General features: G+C 70.6%; 20 protein-coding genes. 11 read left to right on the top strand and 9 right to left on the bottom strand.

The window, feature by feature from the left end:
• Positions 1 to 9: 9 nt before the first annotated feature.
• The 9 genes from BLV39_RS27885 to BLV39_RS27845 form a co-directional block, all read right to left on the bottom strand.
• A complete protein-coding gene (locus BLV39_RS27885; protein ID WP_239083440.1) occupies positions 10 to 1077 on the bottom strand; it encodes an ABC transporter ATP-binding protein in 1068 nt (355 codons plus the stop codon).
• Positions 1074 to 1892: an ABC transporter permease gene (locus BLV39_RS27880; RefSeq protein WP_090799253.1), complete on the bottom strand. Its 819-nt coding sequence runs from the start codon at positions 1890 to 1892 to the stop codon at positions 1074 to 1076. Before BLV39_RS27880 ends, BLV39_RS27885 begins: the two co-directional genes overlap by 4 nt.
• On the bottom strand, positions 1880 to 2731 hold the full coding sequence (locus tag BLV39_RS27875) for an ABC transporter permease (protein WP_090799250.1): 852 nt from the start codon (positions 2729 to 2731) through the stop codon (positions 1880 to 1882). Before BLV39_RS27875 ends, BLV39_RS27880 begins: the two co-directional genes overlap by 13 nt.
• A gap of 6 nt (positions 2732 to 2737) precedes the next feature.
• Positions 2738 to 3868 carry an ABC transporter substrate-binding protein gene (locus BLV39_RS27870; RefSeq protein ID WP_090799249.1) on the bottom strand — a complete coding sequence of 377 codons (1131 nt, stop codon included), beginning with the start codon at positions 3866 to 3868 and terminating at the stop codon, positions 2738 to 2740.
• Positions 3869 to 3885: 17 nt separating this feature from the next.
• Complete coding sequence (locus BLV39_RS27865) at positions 3886 to 4395, bottom strand: DUF1638 domain-containing protein (protein ID WP_204082606.1); 510 nt, start codon at positions 4393 to 4395, stop codon at positions 3886 to 3888.
• Positions 4396 to 4471: 76 nt separating this feature from the next.
• Positions 4472 to 6301, bottom strand: coding sequence for an ASKHA domain-containing protein (locus tag BLV39_RS27860; protein WP_090799248.1), 1830 nt, complete (start codon positions 6299 to 6301; stop codon positions 4472 to 4474).
• Positions 6298 to 7152, bottom strand: coding sequence for a dihydropteroate synthase (locus BLV39_RS27855; protein WP_090799247.1), 855 nt, complete (start codon positions 7150 to 7152; stop codon positions 6298 to 6300). Before BLV39_RS27855 ends, BLV39_RS27860 begins: the two co-directional genes overlap by 4 nt.
• A 13-nt stretch (positions 7153 to 7165) precedes the next feature.
• On the bottom strand, positions 7166 to 7831 hold the full coding sequence (locus BLV39_RS27850) for a corrinoid protein (protein ID WP_090799246.1): 666 nt from the start codon (positions 7829 to 7831) through the stop codon (positions 7166 to 7168).
• Between the two features lie 67 nt (positions 7832 to 7898).
• Complete coding sequence (locus BLV39_RS27845; RefSeq protein WP_204082607.1) at positions 7899 to 8669, bottom strand: IclR family transcriptional regulator; 771 nt, start codon at positions 8667 to 8669, stop codon at positions 7899 to 7901.
• A gap of 87 nt (positions 8670 to 8756) precedes the next feature.
• On the opposite strand from BLV39_RS27845, the gene BLV39_RS27840 reads away from it, so the two are divergent.
• The 11 genes from BLV39_RS27840 (at position 8757) to BLV39_RS27790 (ending at position 24074) form a co-directional block, all read left to right on the top strand.
• On the top strand, positions 8757 to 10196 hold the full coding sequence (locus BLV39_RS27840) for a trimethylamine methyltransferase family protein (protein WP_090799245.1): 1440 nt from the start codon (positions 8757 to 8759) through the stop codon (positions 10194 to 10196).
• A gap of 93 nt (positions 10197 to 10289) precedes the next feature.
• Positions 10290 to 11354, top strand: a complete 1065-nt coding sequence (locus tag BLV39_RS27835) for a quaternary amine ABC transporter ATP-binding protein (RefSeq protein ID WP_090799244.1) — start codon at positions 10290 to 10292, stop codon at positions 11352 to 11354.
• Positions 11351 to 13348: an ABC transporter permease gene (locus BLV39_RS27830; protein ID WP_090799243.1), complete on the top strand. Its 1998-nt coding sequence runs from the start codon at positions 11351 to 11353 to the stop codon at positions 13346 to 13348. Before BLV39_RS27835 ends, BLV39_RS27830 begins: the two co-directional genes overlap by 4 nt.
• 15 nt (positions 13349 to 13363) lie before the next feature.
• Positions 13364 to 14326: an ABC transporter substrate-binding protein gene (locus BLV39_RS27825; protein WP_239083441.1), complete on the top strand. Its 963-nt coding sequence runs from the start codon at positions 13364 to 13366 to the stop codon at positions 14324 to 14326.
• Between the two features lie 10 nt (positions 14327 to 14336).
• Entirely contained in the window at positions 14337 to 16724 is a 2388-nt protein-coding gene (locus BLV39_RS27820; RefSeq protein ID WP_090799242.1) for a GcvT family protein, read from the top strand.
• A complete protein-coding gene (locus tag BLV39_RS27815; RefSeq protein WP_090799241.1) occupies positions 16721 to 17917 on the top strand; it encodes a sarcosine oxidase subunit beta family protein in 1197 nt (398 codons plus the stop codon). The genes BLV39_RS27820 and BLV39_RS27815 overlap by 4 nt, the downstream gene beginning before the upstream one ends.
• A 13-nt stretch (positions 17918 to 17930) precedes the next feature.
• Complete coding sequence (locus BLV39_RS27810) at positions 17931 to 18185, top strand: sarcosine oxidase subunit delta (protein ID WP_090799240.1); 255 nt, start codon at positions 17931 to 17933, stop codon at positions 18183 to 18185.
• Positions 18182 to 21010, top strand: coding sequence for a 2Fe-2S iron-sulfur cluster-binding protein (locus tag BLV39_RS44355; RefSeq protein WP_090799239.1), 2829 nt, complete (start codon positions 18182 to 18184; stop codon positions 21008 to 21010). Before BLV39_RS27810 ends, BLV39_RS44355 begins: the two co-directional genes overlap by 4 nt.
• On the top strand, positions 21003 to 21587 hold the full coding sequence (locus tag BLV39_RS27800; RefSeq protein WP_090799238.1) for a sarcosine oxidase subunit gamma: 585 nt from the start codon (positions 21003 to 21005) through the stop codon (positions 21585 to 21587). The genes BLV39_RS44355 and BLV39_RS27800 overlap by 8 nt, the downstream gene beginning before the upstream one ends.
• On the top strand, positions 21584 to 23242 hold the full coding sequence (gene betA, locus BLV39_RS27795; RefSeq protein WP_090799237.1) for a choline dehydrogenase: 1659 nt from the start codon (positions 21584 to 21586) through the stop codon (positions 23240 to 23242). Before BLV39_RS27800 ends, betA begins: the two co-directional genes overlap by 4 nt.
• Positions 23232 to 24074 carry a methylenetetrahydrofolate reductase gene (locus BLV39_RS27790; RefSeq protein ID WP_090799234.1) on the top strand — a complete coding sequence of 281 codons (843 nt, stop codon included), beginning with the start codon at positions 23232 to 23234 and terminating at the stop codon, positions 24072 to 24074. Before betA ends, BLV39_RS27790 begins: the two co-directional genes overlap by 11 nt.
• Positions 24075 to 24153: the final 79 nt, after the last annotated feature.

The raw sequence follows: 24153 nt of genomic DNA, 5'->3' as shown, positions 1-24153 counted from the left end.
CCGAACACGTCACGTCTGGTCGGACGGGGAGACGACGACGGGGATCGGGAGAAGGGTGACGCGTACGGGTGTGCCGGGCGGTAGGTCCGCCAGCCGTGCGCTCGACACCTGTGCCACGACGAGCGTCTCGTCGGGCAGCGCCACCGTCACCCGGGCCAGCGGGCCGAGGAAGCTCACCGCGACCACCCGACCGTCGCCGAGCGGGTCCGCGGTCAGGTCGATCGACTCCGGTCGCACCAGCACCTCGACCGGGCCGTGCTCGACGGAGCCGGCGTTCAAGGTCGGCAGCAGCGTGTTGAACACCTCCACTCCTGACGCGGAGAGTTGGCCCGCGAACCGGTTGCTCAGCCCCACGAACTCGGCCACGAACGGCGTCGCCGGATTGCGGTAGATGTCCTCCGGCAACCCGATCTGTTCCAGTCGCCCCGCCCGCATTACGCCGACGCGGTCCGCCAGGGCCAGGGCCTCTTCCTGGTCGTGGGTGACGAACAGGGTCGTGGTGCCGACCTCCAACTGGATGCGGCGGATCTCGTCGCGCAACTGAAGGCGCACCTTCGCGTCGAGGGCCGACAGCGGCTCGTCGAGCAACAGCACCTGCGGCTGGATCGCCAGTGCCCGCGCCAACGCCACCCGCTGCTGTTGGCCGCCCGAGAGTTGCTGGGGGAAACGAGAGGCGTGGGTGCCGATCCCGACGAGCTCGAGCATCTCCTGTGCTCGCCGGCGCCGTGCCGCCGCTGACTGGCGGCGCAGGCGCAGGCCGAACTCGACGTTCTCCGCGGCGGTCAGGTGCGGGAAGAGGCTGTACGCCTGGAACACCATGCCCATGTCGCGGCGGTTGACCGGCACGTCAGCGACGTCCTTGCCGCCGACCAGGATCCGGCCCGAGTCCGCGTCCTCCAGCCCGGCCAGGATGCGCAGCGCGGTCGTCTTCCCGCAGCCGGACGGGCCGAGCAGCGCGACGAGCTCGCCCGGGGCCAGCTCGAGGTCCAGGCCGTCGAGGGCCTGGACGGTGCCGAAGCGGCGGCTGACGCCCTCCAGGCGCACCGCCACCCCGGTGGACACGGCCGTTGTCGTCACGAGACCGACCTTTCCCGACGGCGCCTGCGGCCGACGAACGAGAGCAGATACAGCAGGACGAAGGCGAGCACCAGCGCCGCCAGCGACACCGCGAACGAGATCGTGGCGCTGCTCTTGCCCAACTGGTTGATGGCGACCTGCAGGTTGTCGCGGCTGAGCAGCGACGCGATGGTGAACTCGCCGAGCACAAGCGCCACCGTGAGGAAGGCGGCGGAGAGCACGGCCGAGCGAATGTTCGGCAGCACGACCCGCCACATCACGGTGAGCCAGCCGGCGCCGAGGCTGCGGGCGGCCTCGGCCAGCGTCCGCACGTCGATCGCCGACAGGCCGGTGTCGATCGCCCGATAGGCGAACGGCAGGGCCAGGATGGTGTACGCGAGGAACAGCGTCACCGACGACCCGCCGACGAAGTAGACGACCCAGGCGTACACCGGTGCCAGGCCGACGACCAGGACGATCGCCGGGATGGTCAACGGCAGCAGGCAGAGGAACTCCACCAGCCGCCGCAGCCCGGGCAGCCGCAGGCGCACCCAGACCACGGTGGGCACGAGCAGCACCAGGGTCAGCGCGACGGACAGGAGCACGAGCCAGAACGATGCCTTCATGCCGGTCCACAGCACCGGGTACGTCTCGCTGAGCTGCCGCCAGTCGACCAGCAGGCGCCAGGTGTCCCAGGACAGCTTCCCGCCCGGGCCACGGGTCGTGAACTCGAGCAGGGCGAACAGGGGCAACAGGAACACGATCGAGAGGACGCCGACGACGACCCACCGCAGGACCCGTTGTCGGCGGGCCCTGCGACGCACTAGTCCAGCCATCGCGACGTCCTTCGCTGCAGTACGGCGTACAGGGCCATGACGACCGCGACGACCACGACCATGCCCAGCGCCATCGCCTTGCCCACATTCTCCCGGCCGAGGAGCACCTCGCTGGTCAGCGCGGAGCGGATCTGCAGGGGCACGATCGGGCTGCCCTGGCTGACCAGGGCGGCTGCCGTCGCGTACGCCGAGAAGGCGTTCGCGAACAGCAGCAGCGTGGAGCCGATGAAGGCCGGCGCGAGCAACGGCCCGGCGACCCGTCGCCAGTAGTACCAGGTCGACCCGCCGAGGCTCTCGGTCGCCTCACGCCACTGTGGACGGATGCCGTCGAGTGCGGGCAGGAAGACGATGACCATCAACGGAATTTGGAAGTACGTGTAGACCAGCACCAGCCCCGGCAGGTCGTAGAGCCAGACGCCGCCGGAGAAGATGTCGATGCCGAGCGAGTCGCGCAGGAACAGCGTGACGAAGCCGGACAGGCCGATCGTCGCCATGAACGCGAACGCCAGCGTCACTCCGCCGAACTGGGCCAGCACGCCGCACGCCGAGGTGACCACCCGCCGGACCGTGCTGTCCGGCTTGGCGGTCACCAGGGCGTAGCCGAGCAGGGCGCCGATGACCGCCCCCAGGATCGCGGTCACCGCGGACAGCACGATGCTGCGGACGAACGCCTGGACGATGTAGCCGTCGGCCAGTGCCGTCACGTTGTCCAGAGTCGCCCGGTTGTCCTCGTCCAGGAACGCGCCGATCGCGACCACCAGGGTGGGTACGACCAGGAAGATGCCGACGAAGACGAGGAACGGGACCACCCCGAGGAGGTCACGAAGACGCCTGCTCATCAAAGGTCAGCCGACGACTTTGGCCCAGTTGGCGGCGAGATAGTCGTTGGCCGCCTTGGTCTGCGCCTCCGTGAGGAACACCGGGGTGCCGGTGACCTGCGGCAGGGCGCCGAAGGCAGCGGTGTCGAGCGTTCCGGCGGTCTTCATCGCGTCGGCCCGGACGGGGCGGGCGCCGCCCTTGAGCCACAGGTTCTGGCCCTCGTCGCTGTAGAGGAACTCCTGCCAGAGCCGGGCGGCCGCGGGGTGCGGGGCGTCGGCGCTGATCGCCTGGACGTAGTAAGAGCCCACCACCGCGTTCGCGGGGACGACCGTCTTCCACTCGACCTTGCCCTTGAGCTTGGCGCCCTGGGCGACGTTCAGGTAGTCCCAGTCGAACACCACCGGGGTCTGACCGGACTCGATCGTCGCCGGGGTCGGGTCGACCGGCAGGAAGTTGCCGGCCTTCTTCAGCGCACCGAAGAAGTCGACACCCTTGGCGATGTCGTCCGCCGAACCACCGTTGCCGAGCGCGGCCGCGACGACGCCGTTGAACGCCGCACCGGCCTGCGTCGGGTCACCGTTGAGGGCGACCTTTCCCTTGTACGCGGCACCCAGCAGGTCGGCGACACCGGTGGGCGCGGGCACCTTCGACGAGTCGTACCCGATCGACATGTAGCCGCCGTAGTCGTTGACCCAGGTCCCGTTCGCCTCCTTGAGCGCGTCCGGGATGTCCTTCCACGTCGCCACCTGGTACGGGGCGAACATCGAGGTGTTGGCCAGCGCGACCGCCGTGCCCAGGTCGAACACGTCCGGCGCGCCGCCCTGGCCCTTGAGCTGCTTGGCGGCGTTGATCTCGTCCTGGCTGGAGGCGTCCGGCTGCGCCGAGTTCACCTTGATGCCGTACTTGGCGGTGAAGGCGGTGATGATCTCGCCGTAGTTGGCCCAGTCCGGCGGCAACGCGATGACGTTCAGCGCGCCTTCCTTCTTGGCCGCCTCGACGAGCTTGTCCATCCCGCCGACGTCCGCGGCGCTCTTGGCCTTCGCCGCATCACTGGCGGCGGCCTCGTTGTTGCTCGACGGTGGGGAGCAGGCGGAAATGGCGAGCGCGACGGCGGACAACGCCGCCAGGGCCGCCACCCGGGTATTCGAGATTCGCATCGGAATTCTCCTTCACATCATTGACGGAGCAGTGCCGCCAACTCGCGTTCCAGGCCGGCATCGCCGACGTGCAGGACCGTGAGTGGCAGGCCGAGCTTGTCGGCGGCGGCGTGAGCCAGCGCCGACAACCGCGCGTCAGGCCGTTGGGCCAGCCAGACCGCGCGCCGGTAGTGCCCGAAGTAGTCGTCGCGTAGCTCCGGCCAACGGTCGAGGCCAAGCTCCGCGACAACCGTCCGTTCGAACGAACGGACCAGAAAGTCGGTCAATAGGTACGTGCCCGGCTCGCGACTCACCAGATCGCGCAGGCGGCCCGCGCCGGCCAGCGCGTCGTAGCAGTGCGAACCGCCCAGTCGACGCAGCCCGAGCCGGCCGCAGACCTCGTCGAGGGCGCCGTACGTGCCGCAGTCGGCATAGGCGACGGCGACGGTACTGTAGCGGTCGCGCAGCGTTGTGGCGAGTTCTTCCACCGCGGGAGCGATCTTCGCCGGCCGGTTGTGCAGCAGCGGCGGCAGGGGATGGACGTCCACCGGCCAACCGCGGGCCGCGGCGACCCGGGAGACGTCCGTGGCGAGGGCACCGCAGGCGATGACGGCCGTCCGGAGCTCAGGGGAAGGCGAGCAGATCGACGAAGCGGTCGTTGAAGTCGGTCCGATCGGAGAGCTCAACGTATTCGACCTCCTCCAGCAACGTCGTGGCACCGGCCCGCTCACGCACGCTCAAGAGCGCCATCTTGGCCCCCTCGCCGGCCACGTTCCCGGCGCTGACGACACGCAGCACGGGCAGCTTCGGGACCAGCCCGATGCGGATGGCGCTGGCCGGTGACAGGTAACTGCCGAACGAGCCGGCCAGCAGCACCTGCTGGATGTCGCCGCGGTCGACACCCAACTCCCCGAGCAGCAGGTTCCATCCGGTGGCGATCGCGGCCTTCGCGAACTGGAGCGCGCGCACGTCCCGCTGGGACAGCACGACGTCCTCGTACAGGACGAAGACCCGCTCGCCGTCCCATTTGCCGAACCGTGCCGCCAGCGTCGGTGCGATCCGGGCGGCGTCCTCCTCCGGGACGAAACGGCCGGTGGAGTCGATGAGCCCGGCGTCGACGAGGGCCGCGACGGCGTCGACGAGGCCGGACCCGCACAGCCCGGCCGGCGTCGCGTCGCCGATCACGCCGAGCTCCAGCGCCCCGGCGCGGATGCGGACGACCTCGATCGCGCCGTCGGCGGCGCGCATGCCGCACCGGATGGAGGCACCCTCGAACGCCGGCCCGGCCGGAGCGGCGGTCGCCACGAGGCGTTCGGCGTTGCCCAGCACGATCTCGCAATTGGTGCCGATGTCGATGAACAGCCGCATCCGGCGGTCGCGGTCCATCCCGGAGGCGAGCAGCCCGGCGACGATGTCGCCACCGACGTACGCGCCCAGCGACGGAAACACCGCCGCCCTGGCCCGCGGGTGCACCTGGATCCCCAGATCGGCGGCCATGATCTCGGGGAACGCCCGGGTCGACATGATGAACGGCGCCACGCCCAGCGGCTCCGGGTCGATGCCCAGCGCGATGTGCACCATGGTGGCGTTCCCCGCCAGCGCCACCTCGTAGATCTCGTGCGGCTCGACCTCGGCGGCGGCGCAGACCTCGCGGGTGAGCTCGTCGAGCGTCTCGTGGGCCAGGGAGCGCAGCCGGTCCAGCGCCGCGGGGTCGAGCATCGTCGCGCTGATCCGCGTGATCACGTCGCCGCCGAACGGCTGCTGCGCGTTGAGCGCGGAGCGCACGGCCATGGGTGTGCCGGTGCTGACGTCGAGCAGGTTCGCGACGACGGTGGTGGTGCCCAGGTCGAACGCGATGCCGAAGCAGCGGCCGGTGGTGTCGCCGGCCTGGACGTCGACCAGGACCTCGTCGACGATCACCGCCGTCACCTTGAAGTCGCTGGCCCGCAGGGTCCGACCGAGGCCGCGCAGCACCGCGAGGTCCACCCGCGGCTCGAGGTCGTCGATCGCGGCGAGCAGCCGTTCGAGGTCGGGCGTCTGGTCGGCGAGCGTCGGCTCGGTCAGCTCCAGGTAGCGCTTCTGGATGGCCGGCCGCAGGATCACCTGCCGGCCCACCCCGACCGTCGCCGCCTTGGGTCGGGTGACCAGCGGTGGCACCTCGACGCGCAGGTTCTCGGTGACGTGCGCCCGGCAGGCGAGCCGCCAGCCTTCTCGCAACTGGTCGGCGCCGAAGGCACGGACGTCCAATGAGGACACCGGCAGCGCGCCCTCGTCGACCCGGATCAGGCACTTGCGACACGTGCCGTGGCCGCCGCAGGTGGAGTCGATGGCGATGCCGTTCCAGCTCGCGGCGTCGAACACGGTCACGCCGGGCGGCACGCGGATGTCGCGGGCGGCGGGCGTGAAATGCACCCGCACCCGGCCGTGGCCGTCGTGGCTGACCAGGTCAGTCATCCGGCCTGCCTGGCCCGGAACATCGAGATCCAGTTGGCGCCCCACTCGTCGTTGCCGAGCAGCAGGTCTGCCGCCTTGACGGCGTCGACGATCTGGGGTGTACGCGCGTCCATGATGGCGCTGGTGAGACCGGCGTGCATCGCCATCGGCAGGAAGGCCGCGCCCAGCGCGTGCCGGTGCGGCATGCCGAAGGAGACGTTGGACGCGCCCAGCGTCATGTTCACCCCGAGCTCGTCCTTGATCATCGCGATCGTGTCGAGCGTCTTCGCCACCAGGGACGTGTCGGCGCCGACCGGCATCGCGAGCGGGTCGATGACGATGTCCTCGATCGGGATGCCGTACTTGCCGGTCGCCACGTCGACGATCTTGCGGGCCAGCTCCAGCCGTCGGGCCGGGTCCTCCGGGATCTCCTCCTCGTCGTTGGGCAGGGCGACGACCGCGGCCCCGTACCGCTTGACCAGGGGCAGGATCGCCTGGAGCCGGTCGTCCTCGGCGGTGACCGAGTTGACCAGCGCCTTGCCCTCGTAGGCGGCCAGGCCGGCGTCCAGTGCCTCGACGACCGAGGAGTCGATGCACAGCGGCAGGTCGGTCACGCCCTGCACGAGCCGGACGACCTTGGACAGCAGCTCGGCCTCGTCGAGCAACGGGACGCCCATGTTGACGTCGAGCACCATGGCGCCGCCGGCCACCTGCTCGGCGACGTCGAGCTCGATGCGGGACAGGTCGCCGGCCCGCAACTGATCCTGGAAGATGCGGCGGCCGGTGGGGTTGAGTCGTTCGCCGATGACGCAGAACGGTTGGTCCGGTCCGATGACGACGGTCCGCGACGCGGACCGGACAACGGTGTGCATCGTGCTACACCCCCTACGTCGCGGCCATGACCCGCCGGCGTTGCATCAGGTCCTTGGCCTTCTTGACCGCGGCGGAGGCGTCGGCGGCATATCCGTCGGCGCCGACCGCGTCGGCGTACTCCTGGGTGACCGGGGCGCCGCCGACCATGACGATCACCTGGTCGCGCAGGCCCGCCTTCACCAGTGCGTTGATGTTGGCCTTGAACATCGGCATCGTGGTGGTCAGGAACGCCGAGAAACCCACGATGTCGGGCTTGTGCGTGCGGATCGCCTCGATGAACTTCTCCGGTGAGACCTGGACGCCGAGGTCGATCACGTGGAAGCCCGCGCCTTCCAGCATGATGTTGACCAGGTTCTTGCCGATGTCGTGGACGTCGCCCTTGACGGTGCCCATGACGAAGGTGCCGAGCGTCTGCACCCCGGTCTCGGCGAGCAAGGGGCGCAGTCGTTCGAGCGCGCCGGCCATGGCCCGGCCCGCGATGAGCATCTCGGGCACGAAGAAGTCGCCGCGCTCGAACCGGGCGCCGACCTCCTCCAGCGACGGAATGAGGGCGTCGAACAGCAGCGTCTCCGGGGCCATCCCGGAGTCGAGACCGGTGTTGGTCAGTTCGAGGACCGCCGGCGCGTTGCCGACGAGGGTCTGGTCGTACAGGCCTTGGAGGATCTCCTCAGGGGTCATGCGCCCACCGCGCTTCGCGCGGGCATGACCCTGGCTACTGAGCCAAATGATTCGGTCGCAAGCTTCCTCATGCGGCGCCCTCCGTTCGTGCGGTGTGGCCGAGGATCGATGAGAGCGTTGCCGCCTCGGTGACCAGCAGCGCGCCGATCTGCTCGGCCCGTCGCTCGGTGATCCGGGCGGTGGGGCCGGAGGCGGAGATCGCCGCGACGACGGCGCCGTCCCGCGCGCGGACCGGGCTGGCCACGGCCACCAGGCCCGGTTCCAGCTCTTCGCGGGCGACCGCGTAGCCGCGCCGGATCACCGTCGCGAGATCGCGCTCGAGCTCTGTGCGGCTGGTGATCGTCCGCGGTGTGCGACGTTCGAGCGTGCCGGTCGGCAGGGGAAGGGTCCGGAACGCGTAGAAGATCTTGCCGAGGGCCGAGCAGTGCGCGGGCACGCTGAGCCCGACCCAGTTGGTGGTGCCGAGCAGGTGCACGCTGTCGACCTGCGCGACCTGCACGACCGCCTCGCCGCGCGGCACCGCGAGGTTGATCGTCTCGCCGGTGCGCGCACCGATCCGCTCCAGTGTCGGCATGGCCAACTCGACGAGGTCGTTGCCGACGCCGTGCCGGGCCGCGTACAGGGCGAACACCGCGCCCGGGCGGAACACGCCGCTGCGGTCGCGCTGGACGAGGCGGTGGCGTTCGAGCGCCTGGAGCAGCCGGGACACGGTGGACTTCGCCAGCCCGGTCTGCTCGACGAGCGAGGTGAACGTGCGCGGCGCGGCCGCCTCGACCACATGCGTCAGCAACTCGGCGGCCCGATCGACCGCCTGGGTGCCGGTCTGCTGGTTGACCACGCTCGACTCCGGAGTTCCATATTGTAGAACTGCAGTTTCAATTGACGAGCGTAAAATCCTCTCGACCATCGCGTCAAGGGAGGTCATATGTTCGTCAACAAGATGCCCCGCTACGAGATCCTGTCCCAGGACGCGATGGCCGTGTTGGACAAGGGCTGGCGGCGTCTGGTCAGCGACATCGGGGTGGAGTTCCTGTCCGACCGGGCCCTCGACCTGTTCCGCGCGGCCGGGCAGACGGTCGAGGGGAACCTGGTCCGGTTCGATCCCGACTTCGTGCTCGAACAGGTGGCGAAGGCACCCCGCGAGTTCGACGTGCAGGCCCGCAATCCCGCCAACTCCGTGCACCTCGGCGGCGACCACATGGCCTTCGGCGCGGTCTACGGACCACCGTTCGTCCGCGACGGGGAGGTCCGTCGCGAGGCGACGATGGACGACTTCCGCCGGTTCACCAAGCTCGCCCAACGGTTCCCGCAGCTCGACTCCGCGGGCGGGGTGGTCTGCGAGCCCAACGACACGCCGCTCGACTCGCGGCACCTCGACATGGTCCTTGCGTTGCAGACGCTCACCGACAAGATCTACATGGGCAATGTCGTGTCCGGCGGCAACGCCCGCGACACCATCGCGATGACCGAGATCCTGTTCGGCGGGCGGGAGGCGATCGAGCGTACGCCCGCGACGATCTCGCTCATCAACTGCAACTCACCCCTGCGCTGGGACGACCGAATGCTCGACGCCCAGCTCGAGTACAGCGCCGCCAACCAGGCGGTCGTGATCACCCCGTTCCTGCTGATGGGCGCGATGTCGCCGGTGTCGGTGCCGGCAACGCTCGTCCAGCAGATGGCCGAGGCGCTGACCGGGATCGCCCTGTCACAGCTCATCCGACCCGGCTCGCCCGTCATCTTCGGCTCGTTCCTGTCGAACATCGACATGCAGTCCGGCTCGCCCTGCTTCGGCACGCCGGAGTCGGCGATCGGCCTGCTCTGCACAGGACAGATCGCGCGCCGCTTCGGCCTCCCGTTCCGCACCGGCGGCGGCCTGACCTCCAGCCAGACCGCCGACGCGCAGTCGGCGTACGAGGCGATGATGACGATGTTGCCGACGTTCTTGGCCGGCACGAACTGGGTCATGCACGCGGCCGGCTGGCTCGAGGGCGGGCTGGTGGCCAGCTACGAGAAGTTCGTGATCGACATCGAGATCCTGCGCATGCTCCAGGCGGAGTTCACGCCGTTGGAGATCGACGAGGCCGCGCTGGCGTTCGACGCGCACGCCGAGGTCGGGCACGGCGGCCACTTCCTCGGTGCGGCACACACGATGGAACGGTTCCGCACGTGCTTCTACCGCCCGTTGGTCTCGTCGTCGGCGAACTACGAGCGGTGGCTGCGCAACGGCGGCCAGGACGCGGCGGCCCGGGCGGGGGAGATTGCCCGCAAGCAGCTCGAAGACTACGAGCAACCCCCGCTGGACGAGGCGATCCGCGCGGAGCTCGACGAGTACGTCGTGCGGCGGCGCAAGGAACTCGGCGACTGAATCCGGGGTTGACGGGCTTCGCGGCCCGTGCGGATACTGTCGCGCAGATCACAGGACCGTGCACACCGGACTGCGGCAGAGATCGAGGCACCCATGCCAGAGCCCTTGATCGCAGACGAACGGGTGCAGGCTGCCACCGAGCCGGCGCTGGCCGTGTCGCAGCTCTGGAAGGTGTTCGGGCCGCGGGCGGACCGGATCGTCGGCACCCCGCTCGCGGAGCTACCGCGTGCCGAGCTGCTGGCCCAAACCGCGTGCGTCGCGGCCGTCCGCGACATCTCGTTCACGGTGGCGCCCACCGAGGTGTTCGTGGTGATGGGTCTGTCCGGCTCCGGCAAGTCGACCCTCGTGCGCTGCCTGACCCGCCTGGTCGAGCCGACCTCCGGGTCCGTGCTCATCGAGGGCGAGGACATCCGGGGCGCCGACCCGCGCCGGCTGCGCGACCTGCGCCGGCACCGGTTCGCCATGGTGTTCCAGCACTTCGGGCTGCTGCCGCACCGGAGGGTCCTGGACAACGTCGCGTACGGGCTGGAGATCCGCGGCGTTGCCAAGACCGAGCGGTACCGGCGCGCCGGCGAGGTCCTCGACCTGGTCGGGCTGAGCGGCTACGCGGACCACTTCCCCGACCAGCTCTCCGGCGGCATGCAACAGCGGGTGGGTCTGGGCCGGGCCCTCGCCGTCGACCCGCAGATCCTGTTCTTCGACGAGCCGTTCTCCGCGCTCGACCCGCTGATCCGCCGGGACATGCAGAACGAGGTCCTGCGGCTGCACCACGAGGTCGGCAAGACAATGATCTTCATTACCCACGACCTGCACGAGGCCCTGCGCCTCGGCGACCGCATCCTGATCATGCGCGACGGCGCGGCCGTCCAGATCGGACGGCCGGACGAGGTGGTCGGCGCTCCCGCCGACGACTACGTGCGGGACTTCGTCGCCGACGTGCCCAAGTCGCACGTGCTGACCATCCGCTGGGTGATGCGTCCGGTCCGCGACGACGACCCGCTCGACGGTCCGGAGCTCGGCGCCGACGTCGTGGTGCGCGACGCCGTCCGGGCCGTGCTGTCGTCAGCCGCGCCGGTCAAGGTCGTCCACGACGGCGTGCTGGTCGGCATGGTGGACGACGAGGCGATCCTGCGCGTGATCGTGGCGGAGGAGCCATGACGACGCTGAGCGCGGGGGCGGTCCGCCGCCGTGCCGCGCGGCTGCCCCGGGGCGCCCTGGTCGGTGCCGTGGTCGCGGTCTGGGTGCTGCTGTGGATCCCGCTGCGCGGCCGGGACACGCTCGAACTGTCCACGTCGGAGCTCACGCCGCTGCACGAGCGGGTCAACGACCTGCGCGACGCCATCAACAGCTCCCGGGGGAGCAGCCCGGTCTTCACCGCGTTCTTCGACGTGATCCGCCAGGCCGTCGACGCGCTGACCGTGTTCCTCCAGTCCCTGATCAGCCAGCCCGCGTACGGCCGACCGGTGCCGCTGATCGGCTGGCTGGGCGTCGTCGCGGTGGCCACCCTGTGCGCGTACGCCGTCGGCAACCTGCGGGTCGCGGTCCTGACCGCGGCCGGGTTCACCTCGTTCGGCCTGCTCGGCTACTGGCAGCAGAGCATGGACACGCTGGCCCTGACGCTGGCCGCGGTGCTCATCTGCCTGCTCATCGGGATCCCGCTCGGGATCTGGGCCGGCCTGTCCGATCGGTTGCACCGGGTGCTCACGCCGGTCCTGGACTTCATGCAGACGATGCCGACGTTCGTCTACCTCGCGCCGTTGACCCTGTTCTTCCTGATCGGCCCGGCCTCCGGCGTCATCGCGACCCTCATCTACGCGATGCCGCCGGTCATCCGCATCACGGCCCACGGCATCCGGACCGTGGCCCTCTCCTCGGTGGAGGCCGGCACCTCGCTCGGCGCGACGAAGTGGCAGCTCCTGCGGACGGTCCGGGTGCCGTTGGCCAAGCGCACGATCGTGCTGGGCGTCAACCAGACCGTCATGTGCGCGCTGTCGATGGTCACCATCGCCGCGCTGATCGACGCGCCCGGCCTCGGCCAGGTCGTCCTGCGCGCCCTGCAGACCCTCGACGTCGGCACCGCGTTCAGCGCCGGGCTGGCCATCGTCATCATGGCGATCGTCCTCGACCGGGTCACCACCGCCGCCCGGGACCGGGTGGAGACCCAGTACCGCCTCGGCCCGAAGGCCCGCGGCCGCCGCCGCGTAACCCTCGCCGGGCTGGGAGTCGGCGCCGCGGTCTCGCTGTACCTGTCGTACACCTACGTCTGGGCGGCCTTCTTTCCCGGTCCGGACAGCGGCGGCGTCGTCGGCGGTCAGGTCGCGAGCGGGGTGACCCAGGCCAGCGACTGGGTGCAGGTCCACCTCGGTGCCGTCACCGACGCCATCCGCAACGCGATCAGCTACGGGCTCCTGAACCCGCTGCAGTCCCTGATCGCGGAGTCGCCCTGGTACCTCGTGTCGACGGTCGTGCTCGCCCTCGCGTGGATCGTCGCCGGCGCCCGGATCGTGCCGACCGTCGCGGTCTGCCTGGGCCTGCTGGTCGCCACCGGCCTGTGGCAGGAGGCCATGGTCACGCTGGCCGCCACCCTGGTCGCCACCGTCATCGTGATGGCCTTGGGCGTCGTCGTCGGTGTCTGGATGGGGCGCAGCGACCGGGCCGACGGGCTGATCCGCCCGACCCTCGACGCCGCCCAGGTCATGCCGGCGTTCGTCTACCTGGTGCCGTTCCTCGGCCTGTTCGGCGCCAGCCGGTTCACCGCCATCGTCGCGGCGGTCGTGTTCGCGGCGCCCGTGGCCATCAAGCTCGTCGCGGACGGCGTGCGGGGTGTGCCGGCCACCGTCGTGGAGGCGGCCACCGCGTCCGGCTCCAGCTCCTGGCAGGTCATCACCAAGGTCCAGCTTCCGCTGGCCCGTCAGTCGCTGACCCTCGCCGCCAACCAGGGCCTGATCTACGTCCTGTCGATGGTGGTGGTCGGCGGCCTGGTCGGGGCCGGCGCTCTCGGTTATCTCGTCGTCGCCGGGTTCTCACAGTCCGATCTCTACGGCAAGGGCCTCGCGGCCGGCGTCGCGGTCGTGCTGCTGGGCGTCCTGCTCGACCGCACCACCCAGGCAGCCGCCCGGCGCTTCGGCGCCGACGTGGGAAATCGAGGCTGAGAAGGGGACGGATTCGTGAGCAGAGTTGGCATAGGCAGGTTCGTGGCAGTGCTGGCGGTGGGCGCCCTCGCGCTGACCGCGTGCGGTTCGAAGATCGAGAACTCCGGGTCGACGTCGCCGAGCAAGGCGGCCTGCGGCACGGTGAACATCGCGGTCAACCCGTGGGTCGGCTACCAGGCCGACGCGGCCGTCATCGCGTACATCGCGACCAAGGAACTGGGTTGCACGGTCACCAAGAAGAACCTCACCGAAGAGGTGTCCTGGCAGGGCTTCGGCACCGGCGCGGTCGACGTGGTCCTGGAGAACTGGGGCCACCCCGACCTCAAGAAGACCTACATCGACGAGCAGAAAGTGGCCGTCGAGTACGGACTGACCGGCAACAAGGGCATCATCGGCTGGTACGTGCCGCCGTGGCTGGCGCAGGAGCACCCGGACATCACCGACTGGAACAACCTGAACAAGTACGCGGACAAGTTCAAGACCTCCGAGTCCGGCGGGAAGGGCCAGTTGCTCCTCGGCGACCCGTCGTTCGTCACCAACGACGAGGCACTGGTCAAGAACCTCAAGCTCGACTTCAAAGTGGTGTACGCCGGCAGCGAGGCCGCGCTGATCCAGGCGTTCCGGACCGCCGAGCAGCAGAAGCAGTGGATGATCGGCTACTTCTACGAGCCGCAGTGGTTCCTGAGCGAGGTCAAGCTCGTCCACGTCAACCTGCCCGCGTACACGGAAGGCTGTGACGCGGATCCGGCGAAGGTCGCCTGCGACTACGCCCCGTACGACCTCGACAAGATCGTGAGCAAGAAGTTCGCGGACTCGGGCAGCCCGGCCGCCGCGCTGATCAAGAACTTCCAGTGGACGAACGAGCACCAGAACGCCGTGGCCCTGGACATCGCCGTCAACAAGCTCTCCGACGACGACGCCGCGAAGAAGTGGGTCGAGGCCAACCCCGACGTCTGGCAGGCCTGGATCAAGAACTGAGGGAGGGTCCATGACAGCGCCGCGGGTCGTCATCATCGGTGCCGGCGTGGTCGGGGCCGCGCTCGCCGACGAGCTGTCGGCGCTGGGCTGGACCGACGTGACGGTGGTCGAGCAGGGCGGTCTGCCGCGCCCGGGTGGGTCGAGCTCGCACGCTCCCGGGCTGGTATTCCAGACCAACTCGGCGAAGGTGATGACGAGGTTCGCCCAGTACACCATCGACAAGCTGACCCGGCTGGGCTGCTTCTCGACGGTGGGCAGCCTGGAGGTCGCGACGAGCGAGGCGCGGCTGGCCGACCTGCACCGGCGCCACGGCTGGTTGACCGCGTGGGGCGGCACCGGGCGGGTGCTCGATCCCGCCGAGTGCGTGCGCCACCACTCCCTGCTGGACACCGTCCTCGGCGGTCTGCACGTGCCGGGCGACGGGTTGGCGAACTCGGTCCAGGCGGTCTCGGCACAGCTCTCCCTCGCTCAGGAGCGCGGCGTCCGGGTGCTGGACGGTCACGAGGTGCTGGACATCCGGGCGGTGGGCGACCGGGTTCGCGGCGTCGTCACCTCTCGCGGCGAGCTGCCCGCCGACGTCGTCGTGTGCTGCGCCGGGATCTGGGGGCAGCGGATAGCGCGGATGGTCGGGGTCAACCTGCCCCTGACGCCGCTGGCCCATCAGTTCGGCTGGACCGGCCCGCTGCGGGCGCTCGCCCGCCCCCGGGCGGAGGCGGTCCGGCCGATCCTGCGCCACCAGGACGCCGACCTCTACCTGCGCGAGCGGTTCGACCGCATCGGCGTCGGCTACTACGGCCACCGCCCGATGCCGGTCTCGGTCGACGACATCGCACCTGGGCCGACGCCCTCGGTGCTGCCGTTCACCCCGGACGACTTCGAGCCGGGCTGGACCGCCGCGCAGGACCTGCTGCCGGTGCTCCGCGAGGCCAAGATCGAAGAGGGCATGAACGGGCTGTTCTCGTTCACCACCGACAACATGCCGCTGCTGGGGCCGTCCGCCGCGGTGGACGGCCTCTGGTTCGCGGAGGCGGTCTGGGTCACCCACTCGGCCGGAGTGGCCCGGGCGGTCGCCGAATGGCTCGTCCGGGACCACAGCTCCTCGTTCGACCTGCACGAGTGCGACCTCAACCGGTTCGAGCCGCACCAGCTCGCGCCCGACTACGTGCTCGCCCGGGACTGCCAGAACTACATCGAGGTGTACGACGTCATCCACCCGTCGCAGCCGATGGCCGAGCCCCGACCGATGCGGACCACGCCGTTCTATCCCCGGCAGCTCGACGCGGAGTTTCTCGAGTTCGCGGGGTGGGAGCGGCCGCAGTGGTACGGCCGCAACGAAGCGCTCCTGGCCGGCCGCGACATCCCTTTGCCGAACGACTGGGCGGCGCGCTACTGGTCGCCGATCGTGGGTGCCGAGGCTCTCGCGACACGCGAGTCGGTGGCGCTCTACGACATGACCCCGCTCAAGCGGGTCGAGGTCACCGGTCCAGGCGCCGCCGCGTACCTGCAGTGGCTCACGACCGGGAACGTCGACCGGTCGGTCGGCACGGTCACCTACTGTCTGCTGCTCGACGTGGACGGTGGGATCCGCAGCGACATCACGGTGGCCCGGCTCGGACCCCACGAGTTCCAGGTCGGCATCAACGGCCCGCTGGACGTGGACTGGTTCGTCCGGCACCTGCCCGCCGACGGCTCGGTCGCCGTCCGGGACACGACCGCGGGCACCTGCTGCATCGGCGTCTGGGGGCCGCGGGCTCGGGACCTGGTCCAGTCGCTGACCGCCGACGACTTCTCCAACGAGGGCTTCCGGTACTTCCGGGCCCGGCGGTCGTACATCGGTGTCGTCCCCGTCACCGCCCTGCGACTGTCCTATGTAGGGGAACTCGGGTACGAGCTCTACACCACCGCCGAGCTCGGCCTCAAGCTCTGGGACACGCTGTGGTCGGCGGGGCAGCCGCTCGGCGTCGTCGCCGGGGGGCGTGGCGCGTTCGCCAGTCTGCGGCTGGAGAAGGGATACCGGTTGTTCGGCACCGACATGACGTACGAGCACGACCCGTACGAGGCAGGTCTGGGTTTCGCGGTGAAGCTCGACAAAGGCGACTTCCTCGGCCGGTCGGCGCTGCTCGGGCGGTCCGACCCGGTGCGCCGGCTGACCTGCCTGACTCTCCCGGAGGTCGTCATGGGCAAGGAACCCGTTTACGCCGGCGGTTCGTGCGTCGGGCACGTCACGAGCGCGGCCTACGGATACACCGTCGGCACCGGGATCGCTTACGCCTGGCTGCCGGCGGACCTGGCGACACCGGGCCGGACCGTCCACATAGGCTATTTTGACCGGCTGGTGCCGGCCACCGTCGCGGCCGAGCCGTTGTTCGACCCGCGCATGGAACGGCTACGCGGGTGACGGACTTCCTCTGGGCCGACCCCGAACCCGAGCGCGGGTACGACGTCGTCGTCATCGGTGCCGGCGGGCACGGCCTGGCCACCGCCTACTACCTGGCCCGCAACCACGGGATCACCAACGTGGCCGTGCTCGAACGCGGGTGGCTGGCCGGCGGCAACATGGCCCGCAACACGACCATCATCCGGTCCAACTACCTGTGGGACGCGAGCGCGGCCATCTACGAGCACTCGCTCAAGCTGTGGGAGGGCCTGTCCGACGAGCTCGACTACGACATCCTGTTCAGCCAGCGCGGCGTGCTCAACCTCGCGCACAGCCTGCCCGACGTGCGGGAGGGCATCCGCCGGGTGAACGCGAACCGCCTCAACGGTGTGGACGCCGAGTGGCTGACCCCGGCCGAGGTGAAGAAGCTCGTGCCGATCATCAACACGTCGCAGGAGCTGCGGTACCCCGTCATGGGCGCCACTTTCCAGCCGCGCGCCGGGATCGCGAAGCATGACTACGTCGCGTGGGCCTACGCGCGCGCCGCGCATCGCCTCGGGGTGCACCTGATCCAGAACTGTGAGGTCACCGGTTTCCTCCGTGATGGGGACCGCGTCCGCGGTGTCGTCACGAGCCGCGGCACCATCGAGGCCGACCGGGTCGCCCTGTGCGCGGCCGGCCACACGTCGGTGCTGGCATCGGAGCTCGGGTTCCGGTTGCCGCTGGCCAGCCATCCGCTCCAGGCGCTGGTGTCCGAGTTGCTGGAGCAGGTGCTGGACACGGTCGTCATGTCCAACGCCATCCACGTCTACGTGAGCCAGGCGCACAAGGGCGAGCTGGTGATGGGTGCCGGCGTCGACGCGTACAACGGCTACGGGCAGCGTGGCTCATTCCACGTCATCGAGAGCCAGATGGCCGCCGCCGTCGAACTGTTCCCCATCTTCGCGCGGGCGCACGTGCTGCGTACCTGGGCCGGGATCGTCGACGTCTCCCCGGACGCGTCGCCGGTGCTGGGCCTGACACCGGTCGAGAACGTGTTCGTCAACTGCGGCTGGGGGACCGGCGGCTTCAAGGCCACCCCCGGCGCGGGCTGGGTGTACGCGGACACCATCGCCCACGGCCGCCCGCACCCGCTCGCCGCGCCGTTCGCCCTGGACCGCTTCACGACCGGCGCGCTCGTCGACGAGCACGGCGCGGCCGCGGTCGCGCACTGAGGGGGTTGCCGCGATGCTGAGTGTGCCGTGCCCGTGGTGCGGGCCGCGCGACGAGACCGAGTTCAAGTACGGCGGGCAGGCGCACGTGGCCTACCCATCCGACCCGGCCGCCCTGTCCGACGCCGAGTGGGCCTCCTACCTGTTCCTGCGCGACAACCCCAAGGGTTGGTTCGCCGAGCGCTGGTTCCATTCGGCGGGCTGCCGGCGGTGGTTCGACGTCGTCCGGCACACCGTGACGTACGAGTTCGCGCCGGGGGTGACGCCGTGAGCCAGGCGTTCCGCCGCGCCGCCGGTGGCCGGATCGATCGGAGCCGGACGCTCAACTTCCACTTCGACGGCCGGGCTTTCGAGGCACATCCCGGCGACACCCTCAGTTCGGCGCTGCTCGCGCACGGGGTCCGGGTCGTCGCGCGTGGGCCGTACACCGGTCGACCGCGCGGCACGTACGGCATCGGCGCCGAGGAGCCCAACGCGTTCGTCCAGGTCGACTCCGGGCCGGGGGAGCCGATGGTCCGGGCCACCACGCTCGAGGTGTACGACGGTCTGGTCGCCCGGTCGCTGGCCGGCAGAGGAGAGCTGAGCGACGAGCCTGACCACAGCCGGTACGACAAGACGTGGGCGCACTGCGACGTGCTCGTCGTCGGCGCTGGCCCCGCCGGTCTGGCGGCGGCGCACGCCGCGGCGGTCACCGGCGCCCGGGTGATCCTGGCCGACGAGCGGCCGGAGCCCGGTGGCGAGCTGCTGGCCGGCCGCGCCCACCTCGACGGGCGCCCGGCGATGGACTGGGTCCGCGACGTGCACGCCCGGTTGACCGGCCTGCCGGAGGTCCGGGTGCTCACCCGCACGACCGTCACCGGCTTCTACGACGGCAACTTCCTGGTGGCGGTGCAGCGGCGGACCGACCATCTCGGGGCGGACGCGCCGGCACACGTGGCCCGGCAACGGCTGTGGCACATCCGCGCCGCGCGGGTGGTGCTGGCCACCGGCGCCCACGAACGGCCGATCCTGTTCCCGGACAACGACCGGCCCGGCATCATGCTCGCCGCGGCGGCGGCCGGGTATGCCTGGCGCTACGGCGTCTTGCCGGGGCGACGTGCCGTCGTGGCCGGGGCGCACGACGGCGCGTTGTGGGCGGCGGTCGACCTGTTCGACGCGGGCGTCGAGTTGGCCGCGGTGCTCGACGTGCGCCGGCTCCCGGAGGGCCAGGTGCACCGGGCGCTGCGGGACCGGGGCGTCGCCGTGAGCGCTGGCCACGGCGTGGTGGGCACGGACGCTGACGCGGACGGCGTGCTGGAAGCCGCGTGGGTGGCGCCCGTCGACGGTTCACCCCGTCGGGTGCCCTGCGACCTGGTCGCCACCTCTGGCGGCTGGAACCCGGCTGTCCACCTGTACAGCCAGGCCGGCGGGCGGCCCCTCTGGTCGGCCGACCACGCCGCGTTCGTGCCCGGCGACCCCGTGCCGGCGGTCTCGTGTGTCGGTGCGGCGGCGGGCACGTTCGGCCTGGCCGACGCGCTCGCCGAGGGTGCGGAGGCGGGCTGGCAGGCGGGCGCGGGCACCCATGGCGGCGGTGGCGAGGAGCCGTTGCCACCCGCCACCGACTCGGTGGCCGATGCCGGGGCGCCGGCGGCCTGCTGGCTCACCAGCGACCTGCGACCCGACACCGTCTTCGTCGACCTGCAGCGCGACGCGACGCTGCACGACGTGCGGCGCGCGGTCGGCGCCGGGATGACCTCCAGCGAACACGTCAAGCGGTACACCACGGCGGGAACGGCGGCGGACCAGGGGCGTACCACCGGTGTCACGACGGTCGGCGTCCTGGCCGGGCTCCTGGGCCTTCCCGTCGGTGCGGTCGGCACGACGACCTACCGGCCTCCGTACACGCCGATCTCGTTTGGTCTGCTCGCCGGTCGGGACCGCGGCCGGCTGCTGGACCCGGAGCGCCGGACGCCGATGCACGAACGGCACGAGGCCGCCGATGCGGTCTTCGAGAACGTCGGGCAGTGGAAGCGGCCCTGGTACTACCCGAGGCCCGGCGAGGACCTGGACCGCGCCGTCGAGCGTGAGTGTCGCGCGGCCCGGGAAGGCGTGGCGATGATGGACGTGTCCACGCTGGGCAAGATCTCACTTAGCGGCCCGGACGTCGGGGAGTTCCTCGACCGCATTTACACCAACAGGTTCTCGACGCTGAAGGTCGGGCAGTGCCGCTACGGCGTGATGTGTCTCGCCGACGGGATGGTCTTCGACGACGGGGTCACCGCCCGCATCGCGCCTGATCGCTGGCACCTGACCACGACGACTGGGAACGCCGCGGCGGTGCTGGACTGGCTGGAGGAGTGGCTCCAGACGGAATGGCCCTCTCTTCGGGTCTCCGCGACGTCCGTCACGGACCAGTGGGCGGCGGTCGCGGTCGTCGGCCCCGGCTCGCGGGAGGTGCTGCGCCGGCTCGCACCTTCCCTGGACGTCTCGGCACCGGCGTTCCCGTTCCTGTCGGTCCGCGACGCCACGGTGGCCGGTATCCCGGCGCGGGTGTTCCGGATCAGCTTCACCGGCGAGCTGAGCTACGAGATCAACGTGCCGGCGTGGCACGGGCTGGCGCTGTGGGATGCCCTGCTGGCCCAGGGGATCACGCCCTACGGCACCGAGACCATGCACGTACTGCGGGCCGAGAAGGGCTTCATCGTCGCCGGCCAGGACACCGACGGCACGGTCACGCCGCACGACGCGGGACTCGGCTGGGCGGTGTCGACCGCCAAGCACTTCATCGGTTCGCGTTCGTTGGCACGTGCGGACACCGCCCGGGCGGACCGCAAGCGGCTCGTCGGCCTGCTCCCGGCGGACCCGTCGGTGGTCCTCGCCGAGGGTGCTCAGCTAGTCGTCGACGCGGACGCCCCGACACCGGTCCCGATGCTCGGCCACGTCACGTCCAGCTACCGAAGCGCGGCGCTCGGGCGGTCGTTCGCGCTCGCACTGGTAGCCGGAGGCCTGACCCTCCGCGGCGAGACGTTGTACGCCGTCGACGCCGGCCGAGCGCAGCCGGTCGTGGTGACCGAGCCGGTCTTCTACGACCCGGAGGGAGCACGCCGCGATGGCTGACCCGCGTAGAAGCCCGCTGGCGCACCTGGCCGAACCGCTGGCTGCCACCGGCATCATGCGCGAGCTCCCGTACCTGAGCTCCTTCGAGGTTCGTGGCGATCCCGCTGAGCCGGCGATGGCGCGGCTCGGCGCAGCCCTGTTCCCCGGCCCGCTGTTGGCCGCCTCCTGGCCCACCGCCGGGCACGCGGCCGGCACCGGACCGCGCTACGCGCTGTGGTGCGGTCCCGGCTGGTACCTGCTCGTCGACGAGCCCGGCTCAGCCCTGGCCGAGGCGATGGCCGACGACCTCCCTGGCGTCTCCGCGGTGGACGTCTCCGCGGGCCGCACCGTCGTGGAGCTGAGCGGGCCGCACGCGCGTGAGGTGCTGGCGCACGGGTGCGCCCTCGACCTGCATCCGCGCGTCTTCGGCCCGGGCTCGTGCGCGCGGACGAACCTGGCCAAGGCCCAGGTGATCCTGCACCAGACCGCCTCCACGACCTATCGGGTCTTCGTCGGCGCGTCGTTCGCCGACTACCTGGCCCGGTGGCTGTTGGACGCGGCGGTCGAATACATCAGAGGGGAGCCCGTGGACCAATGAGCGACGTGGACTTTGTCATCGTGGGCGGCGGATCCGCGGGCAGCGTGCTGGCCAACCGGCTGTCGGCGGACCCGGCCAACCGGGTCCTGGTGCTGGAGGCGGGGCGGCCGGACTACCCGTGGGACGTCTACATCCACATGCCGGCCGCCCTGACGTTCCCCATCGGGAACCGTTTCTACGACTGGGGTTACTCGTCGGAGCCCGAGCCGAACCTGCGGGACCGGCGCATTTACCACGCACGGGGAAAGGTGCTCGGCGGTTCCAGCAGCATCAACGGAATGATCTTCCAGCGCGGGAACCCGCTCGACTACGAGCGCTGGGCGGCCGACCCGGGAATGAAGGCGTGGGACTACGCGCACTGCCTGCCGTACTTCCAGCGCATGGAGAACTGCCTGGCCGCCGACCCGGACGACGCGTTCCGTGGCCGTGGCGGACCGCTCCTGCTCGAGCGCGGCCCGGCGACCGGCCCGCTCTTCCAGGCCTTCTTCGAGGCGGTCCAGCAGGCCGGCCATCCACTGACCGACGACGTCAACGGCTACCGGCAGGAGGGCTTCGCACCGTTCGACCGCAACATCCACCGGGGGCGGCGACTGTCGGCGGCCGGCGCCTACCTGCGCCCGGCGATGCGTCGTCGCAACCTCGAGGTGCGTACCCGCGTGCTCGTCACCCGCGTGCTCTTCGAGGGCACCCGGGCGGTCGGCGTCGAGTACCGGCGCGGCTCCGGACCGGTCCGCCAGGTCCGCGCGGGCGAGGTCATCCTCTGCGGCGGCGCGATCAACTCACCCCAACTGCTCCAGCTCTCCGGCGTCGGCCGGGCCGACGACCTGACCGCCCTCGGCATCGACGTGGTCGCGGACCTGCCGGGCGTCGGCGAGAACCTCCAGGACCATCTCGAGGTGTACGTGCAGCACGCGTGCACCCAGCCGGTGTCGGTGCAGCCGTACCTGCGGTGGCGGCACCGGCCCGAGGTCGGCCTGAAGTGGCTGCTCGGCCGCACGGGACCGGGCGCCACCAACCATTTCGAGGGCGGCGGCTTCGTCCGCGGCAACGAGGACGTGGCGTACCCGAACCTGATGTTCCACTTCCTGCCGATCGCTGTGCGGTACGACGGCTCGGCGCCCGTCGGTGGCCACGGCTACCAGGTCCACATCGGCCCCATGTACTCCGACGCCCGCGGAACGGTCAAAATCGCCAGCGTGGACCCGCGCGTGCACCCGCGGCTGCGGTTCAACTACCTGTCGACCGCACAGGACCGGCGCGAGTGGGTCGAGGCCATCAGGGTCACCCGGAACATCCTCGGTCAGCCGGCGTTCGCGCCGTTCGACGGCGGCGAGATCTCGCCCGGGGCCGCGGTCGAGACCGACGAGCAGATCCTGGACTGGGTGAGTCGCGAGGCCGAGACGGCACTGCACCCGTCGTGCACGTGCCGGATGGGCACGGACGCCGACTCGGTCGTCGACCCGGACAGCATGCGCGTGCACGGCCTGGCCGGGCTGCGGGTGGTCGACGCCTCGGCCATGCGGTACGTCACGAACGGCAACATCTACGCCCCGGTGATGATGCTGGCCGAGAAGAGCGCCGACCTGATTCTCGGCGCGACACCGGAACCCCCGTCCACGGCCGATTTCTACCGGCATCGTGACCATGCGCGATGACCACGAGACGCTGACGCGCCTGCTGTCGGCCGTCCGCTACGAGGTGATCCCGACGGCGACGGTCGAGAGCCGGGTCCGGGACACCGTGCCGTCCGACGTCACGGTGACCGTGACCGCCTCGCCAACCAAGGGCCTCGAACCGACACTGGACGTGGCGGAGCGACTCGCGGCCGCCGGCTATCCGGTCGTCCCACACGTGGCCGCCCGCCTGATCACCGGCGAGCCACAGCTCGCGGGGATCGTCGAGCGGCTGGTCGGCGCGGGCGTATCGGATGTGTTCGTGCCGGCCGGCGACGCCGACCCGCCGCTCGGCCCGTACGACGCCGCGCTTCCCGTGCTCACCGCGCTCAGCTCACTGGGCAACCCCTTTCCCCGCGTCGGCATCACCGGCTATCCGGAGAGCCACCCGTCGATCGAGGACGACATCACCATCCAGTCGATGTGGGACAAGCGCCGGCACGCGACGTACATCGTCAGCAACCTCTGCTTCGACCCACGCGTCATCGCGCGCTGGGTGGCCAGAGTGCGCCGCCGCCAGGTGTCGCTGCCGTTGTACCTCGGGCTCGCCGGCCCGATCGACCGGGCGAAACTCCTTTCCGTAGCGACGAAGATCGGCGTGGGCGAGTCGACCCGGTTCGTCACCCGCCACCCGTCGTGGTTCGCCCGGCTGGCGGTGCCGGGCGGCTACACGCCGGACGCCCTGCTACGCAACGTCGTGCGGGCGCTGCGATCGCAGGACGTGAGCCTCACAGGACTGCACATCTTCACCTTCAACCAGCTCGCCGAGACCGAACGGTGGCGCCAGGACCTCCTCGCCCGCTACACCCACTGACTCAGGGCAACATGAAAGCGGTTCGGTTGACGTACGCTCCCCGATGTGTCAGCGCCTCCCACCGCCGTACCCGCGCCGA

It is taken from the genome of Asanoa ishikariensis (assembly GCF_900107455.1).
GTDB lineage: Bacteria > Actinomycetota > Actinomycetes > Mycobacteriales > Micromonosporaceae > Asanoa > Asanoa ishikariensis.
Note: the sequence above shows the minus strand (reverse complement) of the source record. Positions and strands in the feature narration are given on the sequence as shown.